This window comes from Psychroserpens luteus, from assembly GCF_015319355.1.
Taxonomy (GTDB): domain Bacteria; phylum Bacteroidota; class Bacteroidia; order Flavobacteriales; family Flavobacteriaceae; genus Psychroserpens; species Psychroserpens luteus.
Map to the genome: position 1 here is coordinate 145,694 of NZ_JADILU010000005.1, position 21,334 is coordinate 167,027.

The following is a 21,334-nucleotide window of genomic DNA, read 5'->3' on the forward strand; positions in this document are numbered from 1 at the left end:
TAAAATCTCTTATCTTTAAAATTAATCCTTCATACTTAATAGCAAAATGTCAACATCAATCGTTATAGCAGATGATCATCCTCTTATATTAAAAGGTCTTAAAGACTTCTTAATAGAAAAAGAATTCAATGTCATTGCCAGTGCAAAAAATGGCAAAGAAGCATTTACGCTTATCAGTGCACACCAGCCAGATATAGCTATTCTGGATATACAAATGCCAATGCTTACAGGTTTACAAGTGGCAGAAAAATGTAAAGAAGCTAATCTGGACACCAAAATTATTATTATAACTTTTGAGAAGAGTGAAGAGATTTATAACAAAGCAAAATCATTAGGAATTTACGGTTACATACTAAAAGAGTTTGCCATAGCAGAATTAGAATATTGTATTTCGTGTGTTTTGAGAGAATACCACTATTTTAGTCCAGAACTTATAGAGTACATAGAAATAAAGAAAATACCTGAGGCATTAAAAAAATTGACAGATACCGAAATTAAAGTTCTTAAACGTATTGCTGATAATAAAACAGCTAAAGAGATTGCTAGTGATTTATCCATCTCTGATAGAACCGTAGAAAAGCACAAAAGCAACATACGAACAAAACTCAAATTAGAATCTAAAGCCAATAGCATTATTCTATATGCTAAAGAGTATGAAGATTTTTTACGTAAATACAAATAGGTCTTTAATAGTTAAAGCTCAAAACACATCCAGAACCACGTATTGATTCTCTATTAATCATGATAGACATTCGTTCCTGCTATTAATTATTGTAGGCAGGAATTATGTCATTAAACCTTGAATTGTTTATCAATTCAGGTTTTTTTTATGAAAAACAGGTAAATATACCTATTGACTTCAATTATTTAAATACAGATATTTGTTGTGTTATTAATTCTTAGGGAGAATTTAATTTATAAAAAACTCTAAATCATCTTGATTTAGAGTTTTTTTTGATACCAATATCAAAATTTTAACACTTTTAAGTCAAAATATACGTAGTACTACGTATTGTTTCGTATTAAAATAACACCGAAGTTTGCATTGCTATTAATCAATTGCCTTTTTAATTAAAGGACAAAAGCTCTAAGACTTTTATGTTTTAGAGCTTTTTTGTTATTTAAAAACAAAACTTTAACACTTCAAAACCAAAATATACGTAGAACTACGTATTGTTTGGTGTTATTAAATAGGCGAATTTTGTATCAGAGTTATTAAGATTAGAGGGATTTTTTTAATGTAACTCTATTAATTAGGGAATATAAGGCTCTGGGACTCTTCATAATCCCAGAGTTTTATTAAAAGAGAAACATATAATTTAAAACATACAAAAATGGAAACGATGAAAAACAAACAAAGCCTAACAAACAAATTATTTATTGTAGGTTTAATCTTTAGCGCCATTTTAATAATATCAATTAATATTCTTGTAAACTTTTTTTAGTTAGTTATTAGTTATTTTTTATTAGGGAGAAAAAGCGCAACACTATTTATAGGTTGCGCTTTTTTGTTTGCTTAAATAATAAGATCTCTTAAATGAGCGCAAGTAAAGGAATACTAACAAATGTAAAAAGCGCAATCCAAAAGATGAATTGCGCTAGTTTTTATATTTCCGAAGAAAAGAAAATTTTACATTTCTAATGCTCTCTTCACATCGTTATCCATTAATAACTCAATTGGATTTTCTAAAGCCTCTTTAACAGCTACTAAGAAACCAACAGATTCTTTACCATCAATAATTCTATGATCGTAAGATAAAGCGACGTACATAATTGGTCTAATTTCTACATGACCATCAATTGCTACTGGACGCTCTACAATATTGTGCATTCCTAAGATTCCACTTTGTGGAGGATTGATAATAGGCGTTGATAACATACTTCCAAAAACACCACCATTTGTAATAGTAAACGTACCACCTGTCATTTCATCAACTGTGATATCACCATCTCTAGCTCTAAGCGCTAAACGTTTTACTTCAGACTCAACACCTCTAAAAGTTAAATTTTCGGCATTTCTAATTACTGGCACCATTAATCCTTTTGGTCCTGATACTGCAATAGAAATATCTACAAAATCATAGGTTAACATTTCTTTACCGTCAATCATTGAGTTCACAGCAGGATACATTTTTAGTGCTCTTACAACTGCTAAAGAAAAGAAACTCATAAACCCAAGACTTACACCATGTTTTGCTTTAAAGTCTTCTTTATATTCTTTACGTAATGCAAAAATTGGCGACATATCAACTTCGTTAAATGTCGTTAACATTGCTGTTGTGTTTTTAGCTTCTACTAAACGCTCTGCAACTTTACGACGTAACATTGACATTTTACTGTGAGAGCTTCCACGATTCCCTCCTGTTGGAGTTCCCATAGAAGGCACTGCATTTACAGCGTCATCTTTAGTTACACGACCATCTTTTCCTGTTCCAGAAATTGATGAGGCAGCCATTCCTTTTTCATTTAAAATTTTCTTAGCTGCAGGACTTGCTGTACCTGTAGCATAAGTTTTAGCCTCTGGTGTTGTAGTTTTTGGAGCTTCTTTTTTAGGAGCTTCCTCTTTTTTCTCTTCTTTCGCTGGCGCAGAATCTCCACCTTCTGGTTTTGCTGCGCTTGTATCAATTAAACACACAACAGCTCCAACCGCAACAGCATCACCTTCTTCTGCTTTGAGTGTGATTGTTCCGCTTGCTTCAGCAGGTAATTCTAATGTAGCTTTATCACTATCAACTTCTGCAATGGCTTGATCTTTTTCAACATAATCTCCATCTGCAACTAACCATTCTGCAATTTCTACCTCTGTGATTGATTCTCCTGGTGAAGGAACTTTCATTTCTAAAATCATCGTTCTGTAATTTTATTTTAAGCGTTTGTATCTGTTTCTATTTTTATAATCTATATAATCTAGCGTTGATTGTTTTTTGATTTATCAAAAACAAAATCAATCACTTCTTGGTGACGTTTCTTAGAACGCACACTACTTCCTGCTGCTGGTGCACCATAAGGTCTACGCGTTGCTGCTCTAAATGTTCTAGCTTCCTCCATATGCATTAACATGTGACTATAAGCTCCCATGTTTCTTGGTTCTTCTTGTGCCCAAACAATGTCATCTGCATTTTTATACTTAGCAATGGCGTCTTTTATTTGTTTTTCTGGTAATGGGAATAGTTGTTCTACTCTTACCAATGCTACATTATCTCTTTTGAGTTCTTCACGTTGTTCAAGTAAATCATAATAAAATTTACCTGTAACAAATACTAAAGTTTTTACCTTATCTGCTTTTGCTGTTTGGTCATCAATGACCATTTGGAAGCTTCCGTTAGCAAATTCATCTACAGATGACACTACTAATGGGTGACGCAATAAACTCTTTGGTGTAAAGACGATTAAAGGTTTTCTAAATTGCGCTTTCATTTGCTTACGCAGTAAGTGATACATGTTTGCAGGTGTTGTACAATCCATCACAAACATATTATCTTTTGCACACAACTGTAAGTAACGTTCCATTCTAGCAGATGAGTGCTCTGCACCTTGACCTTCATAACCGTGAGGTAATAACATGACCAATCCGTTTTGAAGTTTCCATTTATCTTCTGCTGCCGAAATGTACTGATCTAACATAATTTGTGCTCCATTACTAAAGTCTCCAAATTGTGCCTCCCAAATAACTAGTGTATTAGGGCTTGCCATAGCATACCCATAGTCAAAACCTACAACACCATATTCTGAAAGCAATGAATTATAGATAAAAAATCTTCCTTGCTTATCACTAATCTCATTAAGCAATAATATTTCTTCTTCACTATCTTCAACCTTGACAACTGCATGTCTGTGTGAAAATGTACCACGTTCTACATCCTGACCAGACATTCTAACATCATAACCTTCTTCTAACAATGTACCATAAGCCAAATGCTCTGCCATTGCCCAATCCAGTTTATCTTCATCAAACATTTTTTGACGCGACTGCACTAAACGTTCAATTTTACGAATAAACTTCTTATCTTTTGGTAAGTTTGAAATCACTTTTGTGATCTTAGCTAAACCATCTTTTGGAAACGTTGTGTCAATAGATTGAAGCATTTTATCTTCAATTACCGTATTATAGTTCTCCCATTCATCTGCCATAAAAGGCGTGATTACAGTTTTGTCTATTTTACGAGAATCTTCAAGATTTTCTTCTAATTTATCTTTGTATTGCTTTTCTAATTCTGAAACATAAGTATCATTAATAACACCTTCAGCTATTAACTTTTCAGCATAAAGATCTCTAGGGTTTTTATGCTTAGCAATTGCTTTATATAATTTTGGTTGTGTAAAACGAGGTTCATCACCTTCATTATGACCATATTTTCTATAGCCCAATAAATCTAAGAATACATCTCGTTTAAATTTCATTCTAAAATGAAGTGCAAATGACATTGCATGCACTACAGCTTCTGCATCATCTGCATTAACATGAAGTACTGGCGACAAAGTCACTTTACCAACATCTGTACAATAGGTACTCGATCTAGCATCTAAATAATTAGTAGTAAAACCAATTTGATTATTCACTACAATATGAATTGTACCATTTGTTTTGTATCCATCCAATTGTGCCATTTGTATGACTTCGTAAACGAGTCCTTGGCCTGCAATCGCAGCATCACCATGAACAATTATTGGTAAAACCTGTGAAGGGTTATCTGGATATTTATCATCTTGTTTTGCTCTAACAATTCCTTCTACAACTGCTCCAACCGTTTCTAAGTGTGACGGATTTGGTGCAATGTTAAGATTGATTTCGTGTCCACCTTCAGTTTTGCGATTACATGTCCACCCTAAATGGTATTTAACATCACCATCAAAAACTTCTTGCTCGTAATCTTTTCCATCAAACTCACTAAATATGTCTTCGGCACTTTTTCCGAAGATATTAGTAAGCGTACTCAAACGACCACGATGGGCCATTCCCATGACAAATTCTTTAACACCATGCTGTGCAGCATTTTCAATTAAAGAATCTAAAGCAGGAATCAAAGACTCATTCCCTTCTAATGAGAAACGTTTTTGACCTACGTATTTAGTATGAAGAAAGCTCTCAAAAGAAACTGCTTCGTTTAATTTTTTTAGAATATGCTTTTTTTCTTCGGAAGAAAATTTAGGCTGATTATCATTAATATTGAGTTTGTTTTGAATCCATTGAATTTCTTCAGGTTTTCTAATATACATGTACTCAACACCAATAGAGTCACAATAAATACTCTCTAAATGTCTAATGATTTCTCGTAATGATTGTTTACCAGTACCTAAAATTTCACCAGCATTAAATGTCGTATCTAAATCTGACTCAGATAAGCCAAAATTCACCAATTCTAATGTTGGTTCATATTGTCTACGATCTCTAACAGGATTCGTTTTGGTAAATAAATGACCGCGATTTCTATAACCGTCAATAAGTTTTACAACTTGAAATTCCTTTAGAACTTGCTCAGGGACTTGTGTAGAAACACTTTCTACATTGTCGCCTTCCATGCCATAGCTTTCGTTTCCAAAATCGTAACCTTGAAAAAAGGCTCTCCAACTTGGCTCAACAGAATCCGGGTTTTTTAAGTATTGGTCGTATAAATCAGCAAAGTATGCTGTATGTGCTGCGTTTAAAAAAGAATATTTATCCATAAAATGGTTGATGTCGTTTTCGCTTCAACAAAGTTTAATCAAAAATACAACTTTTACTAAAAATAGATGCGATTTTGGTATATTTATAAACCATTTTTAACTCAAATTTAGAATTATGAAAATTTCCAAGCTCTCAAATCTTAATTTCACATTTTTATTTATCATTTTTTTTATAATTTATTTTCAATCATTTTCACAAGATCAAAAACAAAAAAGTGATTTCTGGAAACATGTAAGATATGGAGGAGGTATTGGCTTAAGTTTTGGAGATGGCTTTTTTAGTGGAACTTTAGCACCAAGCGCTATTTATGACTTTAATGATCAATTCTCTTTAGGGTTAGGACTTAACGGAACCTACAATAGTTCAAAAAACTCATACAACTCAACTATTTTTGGAGGTAGTATTATTAGTTTATTTAATCCTATTGATGAAATTCAATTATCTGGAGAGTTTGAGCTGCTCAATGTGAATAGAAAATTTGATAATAATCTATTTAAAGATGACAACTATTGGTATCCTGCTTTGTTTTTAGGTGCTGGCTACAGAGTAAATAATATTGCTATTGGAATAAGATATGATGTTCTTTATGATAGAGATAAGAGTATTTATGCAGATCCTTGGGCTCCTTTTTTTAGGGTTTATTTTTAATCTAATTAGAACAAACTACTAAAATGAAATATACCTTATTCGCAATACTAACATATATGAGTTTAAATTATTTAAACGCACAAGATTTAAATGGGAAATGGCTTTTAAAAGATATTAATATTGAAGACAATAAAAGCTATCCAGGATTTCACTTATTAGAAATAACTGGTGAAAATGCGATTTTATTCATTGATTTTTCAATGGAGAAAAAGTTAGAACTTAAATTAATTGACAACAAACTTTATTTATTAAATGATAAAAAATATGCAGATATACATTTTAATAATAGCAACGAAATAGAATTATCTTCTTACGGAATCTCTAATGATAAAGAATCAGTATTTATATTAAAATTCCATCGTCTTCTACCAACATATACATCATTAAAAATATCTGAAATGGAGAAATTCACCTATCTCTATTCTGAAAATAAAAAAATGAAAGGCGAGTTTAAATTTAACCAAGAGTTACTAAACTATGAAAACACTAACAAACAAAACAAAGAATTTAGAGAAGAAATGAGAATTGAAAAAATTGATTCAACACTTTTTGTTTCAATCTTTCATTATGGAAATAGAAATATCTCTTTTCCTATAAAAGAAATTACAAACGAATTTATTAAATTTTATTTTACTCCAACAGAAGACAAAGAAATCGCAGCTTTTAGAAAAAAATAGTTTGTGACTTCTAAGAATACTCATTCCTATACCAAACCTTTTGCCATTCACGTTGAAGAATCAAAAATGTGACTTGCTCAGAGAGTTTTAAAGTATCGCTTCCATCCAATTTTCTTATTTTTACTTCGGAAACATCTACGATATAAAGTAAGTTTAAATATTCAGCAAATTTCTCTTGTATCAGTTTAAAAACCACTTCATGAAGTAAATATTTTAAACTTGAAGGCAAGATATCTTCATCAAAATCCAAATCAATATTCGCCAGCAAAAAGTCTTTATTAACTTGCTTGACTAGCTTAGAATAGAGTTCTAACTCTGTCGTTTTTGAGATTAACTCATCAAAATTTGCTGGTAATTGCATTAGGTATTTCTATTCATTAAATCGTTCCCAAAAGCTTTGAGTGCGTTTTTATTCACTTCGGAAATTTTAAGCGATTCTAAAACTGAAAATGCTTTTTTCGTATAATTCTCAATTTCTTTTTTTGTTGCTTCCGCAGAACCACTAGATACAAATAACTGTTTCACAGCTTCAATTTTATCACTAGGATCTGAAGGACTCACACCATATAAATGTTCTAACTGCAATTTATCTTCTTCATTAGAAAACTCTAATGCTTTTAAATATAAATATGTTTTTTTGTTTTCAATAATATCACCTCCAACTTGTTTACCAAACGTTTTTGGATCTCCAAAAGCATCTAAAAAATCATCCTGTAATTGAAAAGCTATGCCTAAATATCTTCCGAAGTTATAAATAGAATCTTGACAATCTTGTGACGCATTAGCTACTATAGCTCCCATTTTCATAGCTGCACCAACTAAAACCGCTGTTTTATATTCTATCATTTTTAAATACTCAGCAATCGTCACATCATCACGAGTTTCAAAATCAACATCATACTGTTGACCTTCACAAACCTCCAAAGCTGTTTTACTAAACAATTTTGCTAATTCCAAAAACTGCTTAGGCTCATAATTTTCAAATAATTGATATGCCATAATAAGCATAGCATCTCCAGATAAAATACCTGTATTAAGATCCCATTTTTCATGAACTGTAGTTTGACCTCGTCTCAAAGGAGCATCATCCATAATATCATCATGAACCAATGAAAAGTTATGAAACACCTCAACACTAAGTGCTGCGTCTAGTGCTTTTTTATAATCACAATCAAAAATCTCTGCAGTCATAAGTGTTAAAACTGGCCTTAACCGCTTACCACCAAGTTGCAAAATGTAATTAATTGGCTCGTAAAGATTTGTTGGTTCTTTTGGCGCTATGTAGGCATTTAAATAGTCTATAAATGCATCTTGATAAGATGAAATGTCTTGCATTGTGCAAAAATAATGTAAATGAATAAACCTACCTCAACACTTTAACGCTATGTTAAAAAAAATATTAAACTTTAGAAACTTTTTTTGTTTTCAAAGTTTCCTTGTTGTATTTTTGCCAAATATTATGAAAGATAAAATTATACATAAATCAGCAGAATTGTTTTTAACCTTAGGGTTTAAAAGCGTTACAATGGATGATATAGCTCATGAAATGGGTATCTCTAAAAAAACTATCTACGTTCATTTCCCTAATAAAACAAAATTAGTTGAGGCAGTTGCATTTAATTTATTTGATACTATTTGTTGTGGTATTGATAACATTTGTGATACTGCTCCTAATCCAATTGAAGAACTCTATTCTATTAAAATGTTTGTAATGCATCATTTAAAGAATGAAAAATCTTCTCCGCAACATCAATTACAAAAGTATTACCCTCAAATACATAGTGCCTTAAAATTCAAACAGTTTGAAAAAATGCACCAATCTGTTCAAGAAAGTTTAGATCATGGTGTAGAAACAGGTGTTTTTAGAAATACAATTGACGTAGATTTTATTTCACGAATGTATTTCACAGGTATGACTGGAATTAAAGACAATATGTTTTTTCCGCCAGATAAATATCAAATGGAATATCTCATGGAGAGCTATTTAGAATATCATTTACGTGCAATTGTATCTGACAAAGGAATGACGATACTCAACAATTTTATTAAAAATCAATCATAAAAAAATGCGACAAATTTCATTAATACTATTACTCTTATGTTATAGTTTTGGTTTTTCACAAGAGCAGCCAACAAGTCTAAGCTTACAAGAAGCTATAGACTATGCTTTAGAGAATAATAGACAATCAATAAATGCAGGTCGTGATATTGACGCTGCAATAAAACAAAAGTGGGAAACGACAGCTTCTGGTTTACCTCAAATTAGCGCTAGTGTTGACTATCAAAATTTCTTGAAACAACAAGTCTCTGTAATTCCTGCAGAGTTTTTTGGAGGCAATCCTGGAGAATTTCAAGAAGTTATTTTTAGTACTAAACAAAGCGTGACAGCCTTCGCTACTCTAAATCAAAAAATATTTGATGGCTCTTACTTAGTAGGGTTACAATCTGCTAAAGTATTTTTAGAAATATCTAAAAACGCAAAAATCAAAACAGATCTTGAAGTCAGAAAAGCTGTTATTGATGCCTACGGAAATGTGCTACTGGCAGAAGAAAGCATCACCATATTTGAAAGAAATATAGCAGTACTTGAAAAAAATCTTTTTGAAACCACGAAAATCTATGAAAATGGTTTAGGTGAAGAAGAAAGTGTTGAGCAACTCCAAATTACATTATCTAGCGTTCAAAGTATGCTAAATAATACCGAAAGATTAAAAACTCTAGCCTATCAAATGCTAAATATGACGTTAGGTTTAGATATTTATAATCAATTAACTCTAACAGATAATTTAGAAACATTAGCCGAAAAGAATATGTCATTAAAACTTTTAGAAACAGAAGGCAATCCTCAAAATACTATTGATTATTTAATTGCAGAGAATGATACAGAAGCAAAAGCGTTAATGATGAAGCTTGAAAAAAGTAAGGCTTTACCAAATTTAAGTGCTTATATAAATGGAGGATACTCTGCTTATAGCAATGAGTTCACATTTACAAACAATACTCAAGATTGGTTTGGCTCTTCATTAGTTGGAGTAAGTCTTAACATACCTATTTTCAGCTCTGGGATGAGAAGCGCAGCTACTCAAAGGGCTGCAATAAATTTAGAAAAATCAAAAACAGATTTAATAGAAATCGAACAAAGAATTAAACTTCAAATAGCCTCTGCAAAAAGTGATTATCAATTTACTCTTGAAGACTATGAAAACAAAAGAAAAAACTTAGCATTGGCAGAAAGAATTGAAAGCAAAAACCAAACTAAATATTTTGAAGGTATCGCTTCTAGTTTTGAACTTAGACAAGCACAAACTCAATTATACACTGCACAACAAGAATTGCTTCAAGCCATGCTTGATGTAATCAATTCAAAAGCAGAATTAGAAACTGTATTAAACTCACCAATCAACAATTAAACACTATAATCAATGAAACATATATATTCTATTCTAATTACAACCTTACTAGTAGTCTCTTGTTCTGGAGATAAAAAAAATTCCGTAGAAAGTGTTATAGAAAAAGGAAATCTCGAAACTATTAGACAAAAAAGAGGCGAACTCGTTAATGAATCACAAGCCTTAAATGATCAAATTAAGTTACTTGATGAAAAAATCAAAGCTTTAGATACAACAAAACATGTCCCATTAATTACAACTTTTAATGCAAAATCTGAGGTGTTTAATCACGTTTTAGAATTGCAAGGTAATGTAACTACAAAAGATCTATTAACTATTACTCCAGAATACAACGGTATTTTAACCAACGTTTATGTTAAAGAAGGTCAAAAAGTTAGCAAAGGACAATTATTAGCTAAAATTGATGATGGAGGATTGAGCCAGCAAATTGCTCAATTGAAAATTCAAGCAAATTTAGCTAAAACCACTTTTGAACGTCAAAAAAGACTTTGGGAACAAAAGATTGGTAGTGAAATTCAATTTCTACAAGCAAAATCTAGTTATGAATCTCAACAAGAAGCAGTCAATCAATTAAACCAACAAATTGGCAAAACATTGGTTAAAGCTCCTTTCACAGGAACTATTGATGATGTCATTACAGAACAAGGAAGTGTTGTTGGAGCTGGACAAACACAACTATTTCGTATTGTAAATTTAGACAACATGTACATTGAAACTGAAGTTCCTGAGCGTTATGTTGCCAACGTTACTAAAGGAAAAAAAGTAACAGTAGAACTAGCAGTATTAGGAAAAACATTGGAGGCAAAAATTCGTCAAGCTGGAGATGTTATCAACCCTGCAAACCGAACGTTCAAAGCAGAAATTGAAATTCCTAATGAAGATAAAAGCATTAAGCCTAACCTAACTGCTAGACTAAAAATTAATGACTATACAAACGAAAATGCACTTTTAATTCCTCAAAGTGTGATCTCAGAAAATGCAGAAGGCTCACAATATATTTATGTTGTAACTGATAAAGATGAAAATGGAATTGGTGTTGCAAAACGAGTTATCATTGAAACTGGTAAAACTCAAGGTGACAATATAGAAGTTCTTAGTGGAATTGAAAATGGTGCTGAAATCATAAAAGAAGGTGCTAGAAGCGTAAGAGATGGACAGTCTGTAGAGGTTATTAAATATAAAGAAACCGAAGGTAATGACTAATAAAAACAAAAAGAGTGTAGATAAGGAATTCGGTTTATCATCGTGGGCAATTAATAACAAAACCACAATGTATGTGCTAATTGCTGTATTTTTCTACTTAGGTATTTCGGCATTTTTTAGTATGCCAAGAGAGAATTTCCCTGAGGTTAATGAAACTAAAATTTATGTAAGTACTGTTTTCCCAGGAAACACAGCAGAAGACATAGAAAAACTAGTTACAGATGCACTAGAAGACAAACTTAAAACAGTAAGTAATGTTGTAGAAATCACATCAACATCACAAGAAGATTATTCTATGCTTGTTGTAGAGTTTGATGAACATTTAAGCGTTGATCAAGCCAAGCAAAAGGTAAAAGATGAAATAGACAGTGAAACTTCTGGTGAAGACTGGCCAACTTTTAATGGTGCTAAAGTAGTACCAGATGTTTTTGAATTGAGTCTTTCTGAAGAAATGCCAATCCTTAACATCAATATTTCTGGAGATTATCCAATTGAGAAATTAAAAGAATATGCTGAGTTTCTTCAAGATGAAATTGAAGATTTACAAGAAATTAAGAAAGCAGATATCCGTGGAGCACAAGAAAAAGAAGTAGAAGTTGCTGTTGATATTTATAAAATGATGGCTGCAAAAGTCACATTTACAGATATTATAAATGCTATAAATGGAGGAAATATGACCATGTCTGCAGGAAATCTCAAAGCCAGTGGTCAACGTCGTACTATTAGAATTTTAGGTGAAATTGATAAACCTTCAGAACTTGAAAATTTTGTTGTCAAAGCCGAAAATGGAAATCCAATATACCTCAAGGATTTAGCAACTGTTTCATTTTCTGAAAAAGACAAAACGACCTTTGCTAGAAAATCTGGAAAACCCGTTGTTATGCTTGATGTTAAAAAACGTGCAGGGAAAAACATGGTGGCTGCTGCAGAACAAATACAAGTTATTGTTGAAGATGCTATTGCAAATGAATTTCCGCAGGATTTAGAAGTTTCAATAACCAATGATCAATCACCAGTAACTATTGGTCAAGTAGATGACTTGGTTAACAACATTATTTTTGGAGTTATATTAGTTGTTACCGTATTAATGTTCTTTTTAGGGTTTAAAAATGCGCTCTTTGTAGGTTTTGCTATCCCAATGTCTATGTTTATGTCACTCATGATTTTAAGCTTAATTGGTTACAGTTTAAATACCATGGTACTTTTCGGACTTATCATGGGTCTGGGAATGTTAGTTGATAATGGTATTGTAGTTGTTGAAAACGTCTACAGACTCATGGAAGATGAAGGCATGAGCAGGATTGAAGCAGCTAAAATGGGAATTGGAGAAATTGCATTTCCTATAATTATATCTACAGCAACAACGGTTGCAGCATTTGTACCTTTAGCATTATGGCCAGGTATTATGGGTGAATTCATGAAAATTTTACCTATTACCTTAGCGATTGTTTTAGGTTCTTCTCTAGTCGTTGCTATTTTCTTTAACTCTGTTTTGGTGTCACGATTTATGACTATTGAGGATAAAGATATGCCCATAAACCAAATTATTAGGACTACAATTATTGTGGCTGGTATAGGTGTATTAATTCTTTTATTTGGTGGTGAGTATCGAGGATTGGGAACTGTTATGATTTTCACTGCAATCATGCTTTGGGCTTACCGCTTTTTTATTAGAAATTGGGCAAATAGCTTTCAAAGAAATACATTGGTATCATTAGAAAACTGGTATGAACGTCAATTGAGAGGTGCACTTTCTAAGAAACGTCCATATATTTTGAGTGTTGGTACTTTTTTATTATTGATTGCTGCTTTTGTTGCCTTCGGAATTTCTTTAGGAACCCAACGTACTAAAGTTGAGTTTTTCCCAGATAATAAACCAAATCAAATCATTGTCTATATAGAATATCCTCAAGGTACAGCCATTGAAAAAACCAATGCGATTACCGCTCAAATTGAAAAACGTGTATATAAGGTTATCAATCAAGAAAAATACATGGATGGTGACAGAAACTTCTTAGTTGAAAGTGCTGTATCTCAAGTTGGTGAAGGTGCTGGAAATCCACAAACAGACGCTGGATCTGCTGCCGAAATGCCTCACAAAGCTAAAATCACCGCATCTATGCGAGAATACAAATATAGACGTGGAGAAGATAGTGAGTTATTACGTCAAAAAGTTCAAGAAGCTTTAGTTGGTATTTATCCAGGCGTATTAATTTCCGTAGAAAAAGATGTGAATGGACCACCTGCTGGTGCTCCAATTAATATTGAAATTGAAGGTAGTGACTACAACGAACTCATTGCTACTGCAGAGCAAATGCGTGAATTCATAAATTCTAAAAATGTTCCAGGAATTGATGAACTTAAAATTGATGTCAACAAAGATAAACCAACAATGCAAGTTCAAGTAGATCGTGAAAAAGCTGGAGAATTAGGAGTGAGTGCATCGCAAGTAGGTCAACAACTGCGTAATTCAATCTTTGGAGCTAAAGCTGGTATTTACAAAGAAGATGGTGATGATTTTGATATTTATATTCGTTTTAATGAGGAGAATAGATACAATACTAGTGCCTTATTTAATCAAAATATTACGTTTAGAGATAATACAGGCCAAATCAAAGAAATCCCATTATCTACAGTTGCAAAACAGAAAAACAATTCTGGGTTTAGTGCAATAAAACATAAAGACACCAAACGTGTCGTTACTGTATATTCTGCAATGGCTCCTGGTTTTACAGATGCTGGCGCGATTGTAGCTCAAATTCAAAATGAGATGAAGAGTTACAAAGGACTTTCCGAAGATATAAAAATTGATTATACAGGTCAAATAGAAGAGCAAAATAAGCAAATGGCATTTTTAATGGGTGCATTTTTTACTGGACTTGGATTGATTTTCTTCATCTTAATATTTCAGTTTAACTCGATATCTAAACCAACAATCATCATGATTGCTATTTTCTTGAGTTTCATTGGTGTTTTTGGAGGTATCGTTATTTCTGGTAGTGCATTTGTTATTATGATGACGATGGTTGGAATCATTTCCCTTGCAGGAATTGTTGTTAATAACGGTGTGGTTTTACTAGATTATGCACAATTGTTAATTGATAGAAAGAAGAATGAATTAGATTTAGATAAAGATGAGTATTTAAGCAATGAAGATCTTTTTGAAAGTATCGTTACAGCTGGAAAAGCACGTTTAAGACCTGTTTTATTAACTGCAATTACTACTATTTTAGGGTTAATCCCATTAGCAATTGGTCTTAACATTAATTTCTTTACACTCTTTGCAGATTTTGATCCTAATATTTATATGGGTGGAGACAATGTCGTGTTTTGGGGACCATTGGCTTGGACAGTTATTTATGGTTTGCTAATCGCAACTTTTTTAACTTTGATAGTAGTTCCTATTTTATTCTATCTATCCATGCAACTTAAAATGTGGATGCGTTCTAAATTTAGTAATGATAAAGAAATAATAGAAGATCAAATACATACAGAACCTACCGTAGAATCTTAAATTACAATAAAGACCTTTTTGATATAAAAGGTGTAATTAATAGCAGAAAAGCCTCAATAATTGTTGAGGCTTTTCATTTATAAAAAAGTAAGACTAACTACTATTGATTCTCATTTGCTGGAACTGGGACTGCTTCTGGAACAGAATCACCTGCTCTATCATTTGGCAATTCATTTAATCTACCAAATCGTCTCATATCGACCCAACGGTGCCCTTCACCAAATAAAGAATAACGTCTTTGAAAAAGAATCTCATTCTCTAATGCAGCTGGAGTTAAAGCGCCAGTATAATTATCCAGGTTTGCAGCATTTCTAACTATGTTTATAGCAACTACTGATTCTGCTGGATTAATTAATATATTTGCTTCGGCATAAAGAAGCACTAATTCTTCATTTCTTATAATAGGTAGATTATCAACGTTAGATTGATAAATCCAAACATCATATTCTCCTACTAACCCAGAAGCCTCTACAGGACTCTCTCTTAACACAACCTTACCAACTCTCGAGTCTAATGGTAAGGCATCATCAATAAAACTTGAATGAGCAACTCTTACATTAGATTCTTGATTTAAAGCTAAAAATAATGGATTTGCAAAATCAGATCCTGAAAGAGAAAAAGTATGATACACTCCTTTTCCTAAATTACCGGTCAAATCCATGAATGAATCATTCAATAATGTTAGCACATTTGAATAATTCCCTCTATACAACTCTACACGAGCAGCTAAGGCCTTGTTAAACTCTAGGAGATCAGCTGCAGTAATAGGCAAAAGCTCGTCTGTCACTGGTTCAGTCTTTCTCAAATCATCAAACCCAGATGACAATGGGAATAAATCAGGCAACTCTAAGTCTCCAGCAAAAGCAATGTCTATTGAAGCACTAGATAGTAAATCTATTATTGTTGTTAACGCTTCATCATAACCTACAAATGGTCCTAAGTTATCTGGGTCTGATGTGTCTACTCTAATACCATTAGTATATTGGTTATTTGCAACCATCAATAATTCATGTGCTTTTAATGTGTTTAAAAGACCTCTAGCAGAAGCAATTTCTTCCTCAGAAAAATCTGATGTTGTATTTTCTAAGCCTGTAAGAGCCAAATTAACATCCTTAATTGCAGCATATCTAGAACCCCAAGGTGCTGTTGTATAAAATGTGTTATTATCTAAATTACCTGTAACTACATCACCTTCGAATCTAGGATCTGAGCTTGTAAAATAATAATATTCTCTACCTAATATACTTTGTACATCAATTTGGGTATTTAACCTTCCTCTCATGTCTGAAAGCACACCAGATATAGCTTGTGGTAATTCTCCTCTGGACAAATCATCTGATATAGACGTAGTACTTGCACCATTCAAACTTTCACCACCTTCAAGCTCACATGATGTAAACATCACAATACTTATGGTCAAAATTATGATATAAAATTTTCTTGATATTTTCATTTTTATAGATTTTTATTTTTTAAAATTGAGCTGATAAATGGAACATATATCTTTTAGAAGATGGAAAAGGTGTTACTTCCACACCAGTAGATAAACCATTACCTCCAAAGTTAGATACCTCAGGATCATAACTGTTATAATCAAAAATATTCACTAAGTTGTTTCCGGAAAATCCAACTTTAATATTAGCAACAGCTCCTTTAAACCATTTTTCTACAGATTTACTAGGGACGATATAATACAATCCTACTTCTCTTAATCTTAAATAAGATGCATCTTCAACAAAAGGTCTTGCATTCTGTGCAAATATTCCATTTTCTATACGATATGTTCCATTATTAATCAATCCTTCTGGATCAACTGTAAAATCATCATAATCTGCACTAGTACCACCGAAATCTGATAATAGTTTTGTTAGGTTAATGTTATCACCACCTTTTTTCCAATGCCATAAGAATGATAATGTAAAGTCTTTATAAACAAATCTGTTATTAAAAGACATTTGAAAATCTGGTTCTGCATCACCTAAAACAGATACAGGAGTATCAGGTCCAGTTGTACCAACAATCTGGGTAACACTTTTACCTTCTTCAATTTGAAATTGACCTAAACTATTTCCGAAACCTCCTAAATTAAATGTTGGCACATTCAATTCTGTCATTTCAGAGGTGTTCTTATACCAACTAACACCTGAGTTCCATTGAAAATCATCAGACTCAAAAGCAGCTACATTAATTCCTATCTCTATACCTCTATTTTCTAAAGTACCAGCGTTAACCCATTCAGTACTAAAACCAGTAGATGGTTCTATATTGGATTGTAATAACAAATCTTCAACTGTTTTTTTATAGTATGTAAACTCTAAAGATACTATGTTATCGAAAAAGCCAGCGTCAAATCCAAGTTCTAATTCACCTTGTCTTTCTGGCGTTATCGAAGAATTCCCTCTAATAATCGGAGCAGTTATACCTACATTACCATCATTTGAAGAACTACCATAAAGAGTGTATAATGAACCAAACGCTGCAAAGGTACCAGCTTCTCCATATGCTATACGTGGTTTGAACCTATTAATTTTACTATCATCTCCCCAAAAACCAAAGTTGTGTAAATTGGCTGCTAGAGATGCTTTTGGATAATAAAACAGCTCATTAATATCTCCATTATTTGTAGACTTATCTCCTCTAACACCTAATGTACCAATAAGTTTATCTTGATAGTTTATCGATTCTTGTACATAGAAACCAAAATCTTCTTGTTTTAATCTATATTGATTTACAGTCTGATTTGCTGATTGATCAACATTGGTTTCTGAAGCAATTAAATCTGATGAAATAACTCTAACAACATTTTGTGAAAACTGCTCGTTTGTAACACCTGCTTGGGTTGTGAAATTCAAATCATTTGCTGTTTGATAGTTGTGTACTAAAAACGCAGAGTAGTTTGCATTTGTATTCGTTGTATTTGAAACTGCAGTTATACCATTTACTCCACCTTGATCTGGTCTCATAAACTGGAGTTCTTTTGGAAAAATCACTGTACCTGTTAAGGTATAGTGATCAGCACCAGCTTTTGCTACAAATTTCAAATCAGAATTTTCACCTCTATATAAGTTAACATCTAAAGTCCCACCAGTTATAAATCTTTTTGTGGCCTCATTGTTTGTCATTAAATCTCTAGTTTGTAATGGATTTGATGAGTTATTTGGATGATCTGGATAATTACCATTAGCATCTGGCAATAAGTAATCCCAAGGACGAGTATTGGTTAGAGCAACACCAAGTGTTGTGCCTGTATTATCGTTGTTAAAAAACCCTCTATCGGCAGATGAATTAATATAGTTTGTAGTAATTGCTAATTTAATGTTATCAGTAAATCTATGATCTGCATTTAATCGTATAGATGTCTTATCATAACCTGTTCTTTTAACAATCCCTTCTTCTTCGTTTCTAGACAAACCAACATAAAACGTTGTTTTATCAGAGCCACCAGACATGCTTACATTAGTGTTACTAATAAAACCTTTTTCTCCATACACTTCTTTTTCATAATCGCGTAAAGTACCATTGTTTAAAGCTGCAGTATATAATGCGCCTTCACCATATTGGCTTTCTGCTAATTCAGCAGTCCAATTTCGTTGTCCTTGTAAATTAATGGCTTGGTTAAAACCAAAAGATTGAGAGAAACTTAATACTGTTTTACCAGATTTACCTTTTTTAGTTGTAATAATAATCACACCTGCTGCACCACGAGATCCGTATATTGCAGAAGCAGAAGCGCCTTTCAAAATTTCTATATTCTCAATATCGTCTGGGTTAATATCTGCAATTCTATTAGTAGCATTATCTTGTGAAGATGGGTTACCACCACTAGCTGCACCAGATACAGAATTTAAACCTCCAGAAGAGACACTACTATTATCAATATAAACGCCATCAATAATATACAATGGTTGAGAATTACCATTAATAGAAGTAATACCCCTAAGTTTAACTGATACTCCTCCACCTGGCGCACCAGAATTAGAACTAATTAAAGCTCCAGTAAATTTACCCGCTAAAGCACCATCAAGTGTTTGAGGAGGTGTTACACCAGCCAAATCTGCTGCAGACACACTAGCAACACTATTTGCTGCATTTGTCCTTTTCACGGTAGATGCAAGACCAGAAATAACGACCTCATCTAAGCTGGTAGCAGATTCTTTTAATGTTACATTTACGTCTCTAACTTCTGTTAAAACAACTTCTTGGGTTTCAAAACCTAAAGAAGAAATAACTAGTGTCGCAGGAAAATTTTCTACATTAATAGTAAAATTTCCATCAAAATCTGTATTCGCACCAGTAGATGTTCCCTTTATGATAACATTAGCACCTGGTAAAGGTTGATTAGATGCTCCATCAATTACCGTCCCTTTAACCTGTTGACCAAAAGTCAACAAAGGGAAGAAAATAATTGAGAACAACAGCACTCTTAATGATAAAGTGTAGTTCATAGTTTATGATATTTAAAATTAGCCATGTTAAAGAAACGATAAAATTTCATAAATCTCTGTTAAATTCATAAGAAAAATACACCAAACTAACTTTACCGTAAAGAAAATGTTAATATTTTAAATACTTTATATTTTCGCCATAAGACCCATATCAGGTTATAAATCTTAAATCAATAAAATTTATAAAGGACATTACTATGACAAAATTAGAGCCACTAATAATACAAAAGTCGCACTATCTGGTAAAGTGGAAAGAATTAAAAATAATGAGTTTAAAAAAATTAAAATAGTATTACTCAACTATATATAGAAAAAACAAGAAGAAGAACTCACTAATAACCAATCATAGAAAAACCCAGACGTATTAGTCTGGGTTTTCAATTTTATATTCTTTTCTTCGGAAATGTGCTAATTCAAAGAAAAGCACAGATCTTACTTCAAAATCGCCTTTAAAGCTTCTGCATCATAAGGTTTAGAAATGATATTCTTGTCTTTATCCAATAAGAAAAACGAAGGTGTAGATTCCACTCCATAAGCATCAGAGATTGGGTTATCCCATTTTTCTAGGCCTAAAACATGAATAAAATCTTGATAGTCTGCAATCATTTTTTGCCAATTTTCTGCATCATCTTCTAATCCAATTGCAATGACAGTTAAATCTTTTTTATCTGCGAGCATCTCTTTTACTTTTGGTAATTCATCCAAACAATGTCTGCAAGTACTACTCCAAAAAATCACTAAATATTGATTTGTTAGATCTAAATCATTTAAGGTTGTAGCAACTGTTTTTCCATCTTTTGTGTATGATAAATCAAAGTTTGATGCTTTATTTCCTATTGCATTGTTTTTGTAAACAAGTAATTGCTCTTTTAACGCCTCATAATTTGTAAGTTCAGTTAATTTTAAAAGGTATTTATCTGTAACGTAATTAGCAAGTTCTGGGTTTTCTATATTCTTAAAACGTCTCCAAATCATTTCAAATAAAATAGTTTTTATTTCTATATTTCCCTGTCCAATTCTTGTCATCAAGTCATCAACATCTTTTTTATAGACATCATTACTTGTGTTTGCAGACATTCCGAAGATATAAGCCAAAACACGTTCCACCAAAAAATCTGAACTTTGCAACAACGGATTCCCAAAATCCACATGCTCTAAATACGTGCGCTTCAAATTATTTGAGTAGGTTGTTAAATCTTCAAAACCAGTTGGGATATACGGTGTATTTGCTTTTATAAATACTGAAGCTAAAGTACCTTTTGAAGAATCTTCATAAGCTTTTTGAGTATCACTTAACGTTTTTATAATATCTGAATAAGCCTTCTTATCCACACTTTCTTGAGCATAAAAATTACTAATGGTCCTATTAACCATGTCCATACTTTTGATATAAGAAGCCCATAGCTTGTTCTCATTGCTGCTCGTGAATTCTAAACCATTTTCTAGATTGAATGTAAAAGCAACGGACTCTTTACCATTATAAATAAAATCGAAGTTGTTGTCTTCTGCAGGAAGCGCATACACAATTTTATAAATTCCAGGCGTTGATGTAGAATCAAACGGAATGGTAAAACTACCATCTTCTCCCAATTGTGCTCGATCCATATAATTTGTAGCTGTTGGAGTTGCATGATATAAAAATGCATAAGAGTAGTCTTCTAAAGGTGTAAATACTCCGTCTATGCTATGTTGAGCAAAAATACATGAAGGTATTAAAGCAATAAGTAATAATAATTTTCTCATCAAAATTTTAATTTATTTCCTTGAAGGAA

Annotated in this window: 14 protein-coding genes; 7 read left to right on the plus strand and 7 right to left on the minus strand. The window is 32.4% G+C overall.

Features of this window, described 5'->3' with window-relative positions; translation table 11 throughout:
• Positions 1-46: 46 nt before the first annotated feature.
• Entirely contained in the window at positions 47-682 is a 636-nt protein-coding gene (locus IM744_RS12750; protein ID WP_194508533.1) for a response regulator, read from the plus strand.
• Positions 683-1,630: 948 nt separating this feature from the next.
• On the opposite strand, the gene odhB is transcribed toward IM744_RS12750, so the two are convergent.
• Both odhB and IM744_RS12760 read right to left on the minus strand, forming a co-directional pair.
• The gene (gene odhB, locus IM744_RS12755) at positions 1,631-2,848 is read right to left on the minus strand and encodes a 2-oxoglutarate dehydrogenase complex dihydrolipoyllysine-residue succinyltransferase (RefSeq protein ID WP_194508534.1); all 1,218 of its coding nucleotides are present in this window, start codon (positions 2,846-2,848) and stop codon (positions 1,631-1,633) included.
• 59 nt (positions 2,849-2,907) lie between these two features.
• Positions 2,908-5,664: a 2-oxoglutarate dehydrogenase E1 component gene (locus IM744_RS12760; protein WP_194508535.1), complete on the minus strand. Its 2,757-nt coding sequence runs from the start codon at positions 5,662-5,664 to the stop codon at positions 2,908-2,910.
• A 115-nt stretch (positions 5,665-5,779) separates the two neighbouring features.
• Here IM744_RS12760 and IM744_RS12765 point away from each other — a divergent pair, with 115 nt between their 5' ends.
• The gene (locus tag IM744_RS12765; RefSeq protein ID WP_194508536.1) at positions 5,780-6,313 is read left to right on the plus strand and encodes an alpha-ketoglutarate decarboxylase; all 534 of its coding nucleotides are present in this window, start codon (positions 5,780-5,782) and stop codon (positions 6,311-6,313) included.
• A 23-nt stretch (positions 6,314-6,336) separates the two neighbouring features.
• Positions 6,337-6,990 (plus strand): hypothetical protein, encoded by a 654-nt coding sequence (locus tag IM744_RS12770; RefSeq protein ID WP_194508537.1) that lies wholly within the window; start codon positions 6,337-6,339, stop codon positions 6,988-6,990.
• Between the two features lie 10 nt (positions 6,991-7,000).
• On the opposite strand, the gene IM744_RS12775 is transcribed toward IM744_RS12770, so the two are convergent.
• Both IM744_RS12775 and IM744_RS12780 read right to left on the minus strand, forming a co-directional pair.
• Positions 7,001-7,351: a hypothetical protein gene (locus IM744_RS12775; RefSeq protein WP_194508538.1), complete on the minus strand. Its 351-nt coding sequence runs from the start codon at positions 7,349-7,351 to the stop codon at positions 7,001-7,003.
• Complete coding sequence (locus IM744_RS12780) at positions 7,351-8,325, minus strand: polyprenyl synthetase family protein (protein ID WP_194508539.1); 975 nt, start codon at positions 8,323-8,325, stop codon at positions 7,351-7,353. Before IM744_RS12780 ends, IM744_RS12775 begins: the two co-directional genes overlap by 1 nt.
• Positions 8,326-8,449: 124 nt before the next feature.
• Here IM744_RS12780 and IM744_RS12785 point away from each other — a divergent pair, with 124 nt between their 5' ends.
• The 4 genes from IM744_RS12785 to IM744_RS12800 are packed head-to-tail and all read left to right on the plus strand — an operon-like array spanning position 8,450 to position 15,117.
• Positions 8,450-9,052, plus strand: coding sequence for a TetR/AcrR family transcriptional regulator (locus tag IM744_RS12785; RefSeq protein ID WP_194508540.1), 603 nt, complete (start codon positions 8,450-8,452; stop codon positions 9,050-9,052).
• Positions 9,053-9,056: 4 nt separating this feature from the next.
• The gene (locus IM744_RS12790; RefSeq protein WP_194508541.1) at positions 9,057-10,400 is read left to right on the plus strand and encodes a TolC family protein; all 1,344 of its coding nucleotides are present in this window, start codon (positions 9,057-9,059) and stop codon (positions 10,398-10,400) included.
• 12 nt (positions 10,401-10,412) lie between these two features.
• Positions 10,413-11,603, plus strand: coding sequence for an efflux RND transporter periplasmic adaptor subunit (locus IM744_RS12795; protein WP_194508542.1), 1,191 nt, complete (start codon positions 10,413-10,415; stop codon positions 11,601-11,603).
• Positions 11,596-15,117 (plus strand): efflux RND transporter permease subunit, encoded by a 3,522-nt coding sequence (locus IM744_RS12800; RefSeq protein ID WP_194508543.1) that lies wholly within the window; start codon positions 11,596-11,598, stop codon positions 15,115-15,117. Before IM744_RS12795 ends, IM744_RS12800 begins: the two co-directional genes overlap by 8 nt.
• A 100-nt stretch (positions 15,118-15,217) precedes the next feature.
• Here IM744_RS12800 and IM744_RS12805 read toward each other — a convergent pair whose 3' ends face one another.
• From IM744_RS12805 to IM744_RS12815, 3 genes are all read right to left on the minus strand, one after another.
• Complete coding sequence (locus IM744_RS12805; RefSeq protein WP_194508544.1) at positions 15,218-16,570, minus strand: RagB/SusD family nutrient uptake outer membrane protein; 1,353 nt, start codon at positions 16,568-16,570, stop codon at positions 15,218-15,220.
• Positions 16,571-16,589: 19 nt separating this feature from the next.
• Positions 16,590-19,562 (minus strand): SusC/RagA family TonB-linked outer membrane protein, encoded by a 2,973-nt coding sequence (locus IM744_RS12810; RefSeq protein ID WP_194508545.1) that lies wholly within the window; start codon positions 19,560-19,562, stop codon positions 16,590-16,592.
• 432 nt (positions 19,563-19,994) lie between these two features.
• On the minus strand, positions 19,995-21,305 hold the full coding sequence (locus IM744_RS12815; RefSeq protein WP_194508546.1) for a TlpA family protein disulfide reductase: 1,311 nt from the start codon (positions 21,303-21,305) through the stop codon (positions 19,995-19,997).
• Positions 21,306-21,334: the final 29 nt, after the last annotated feature.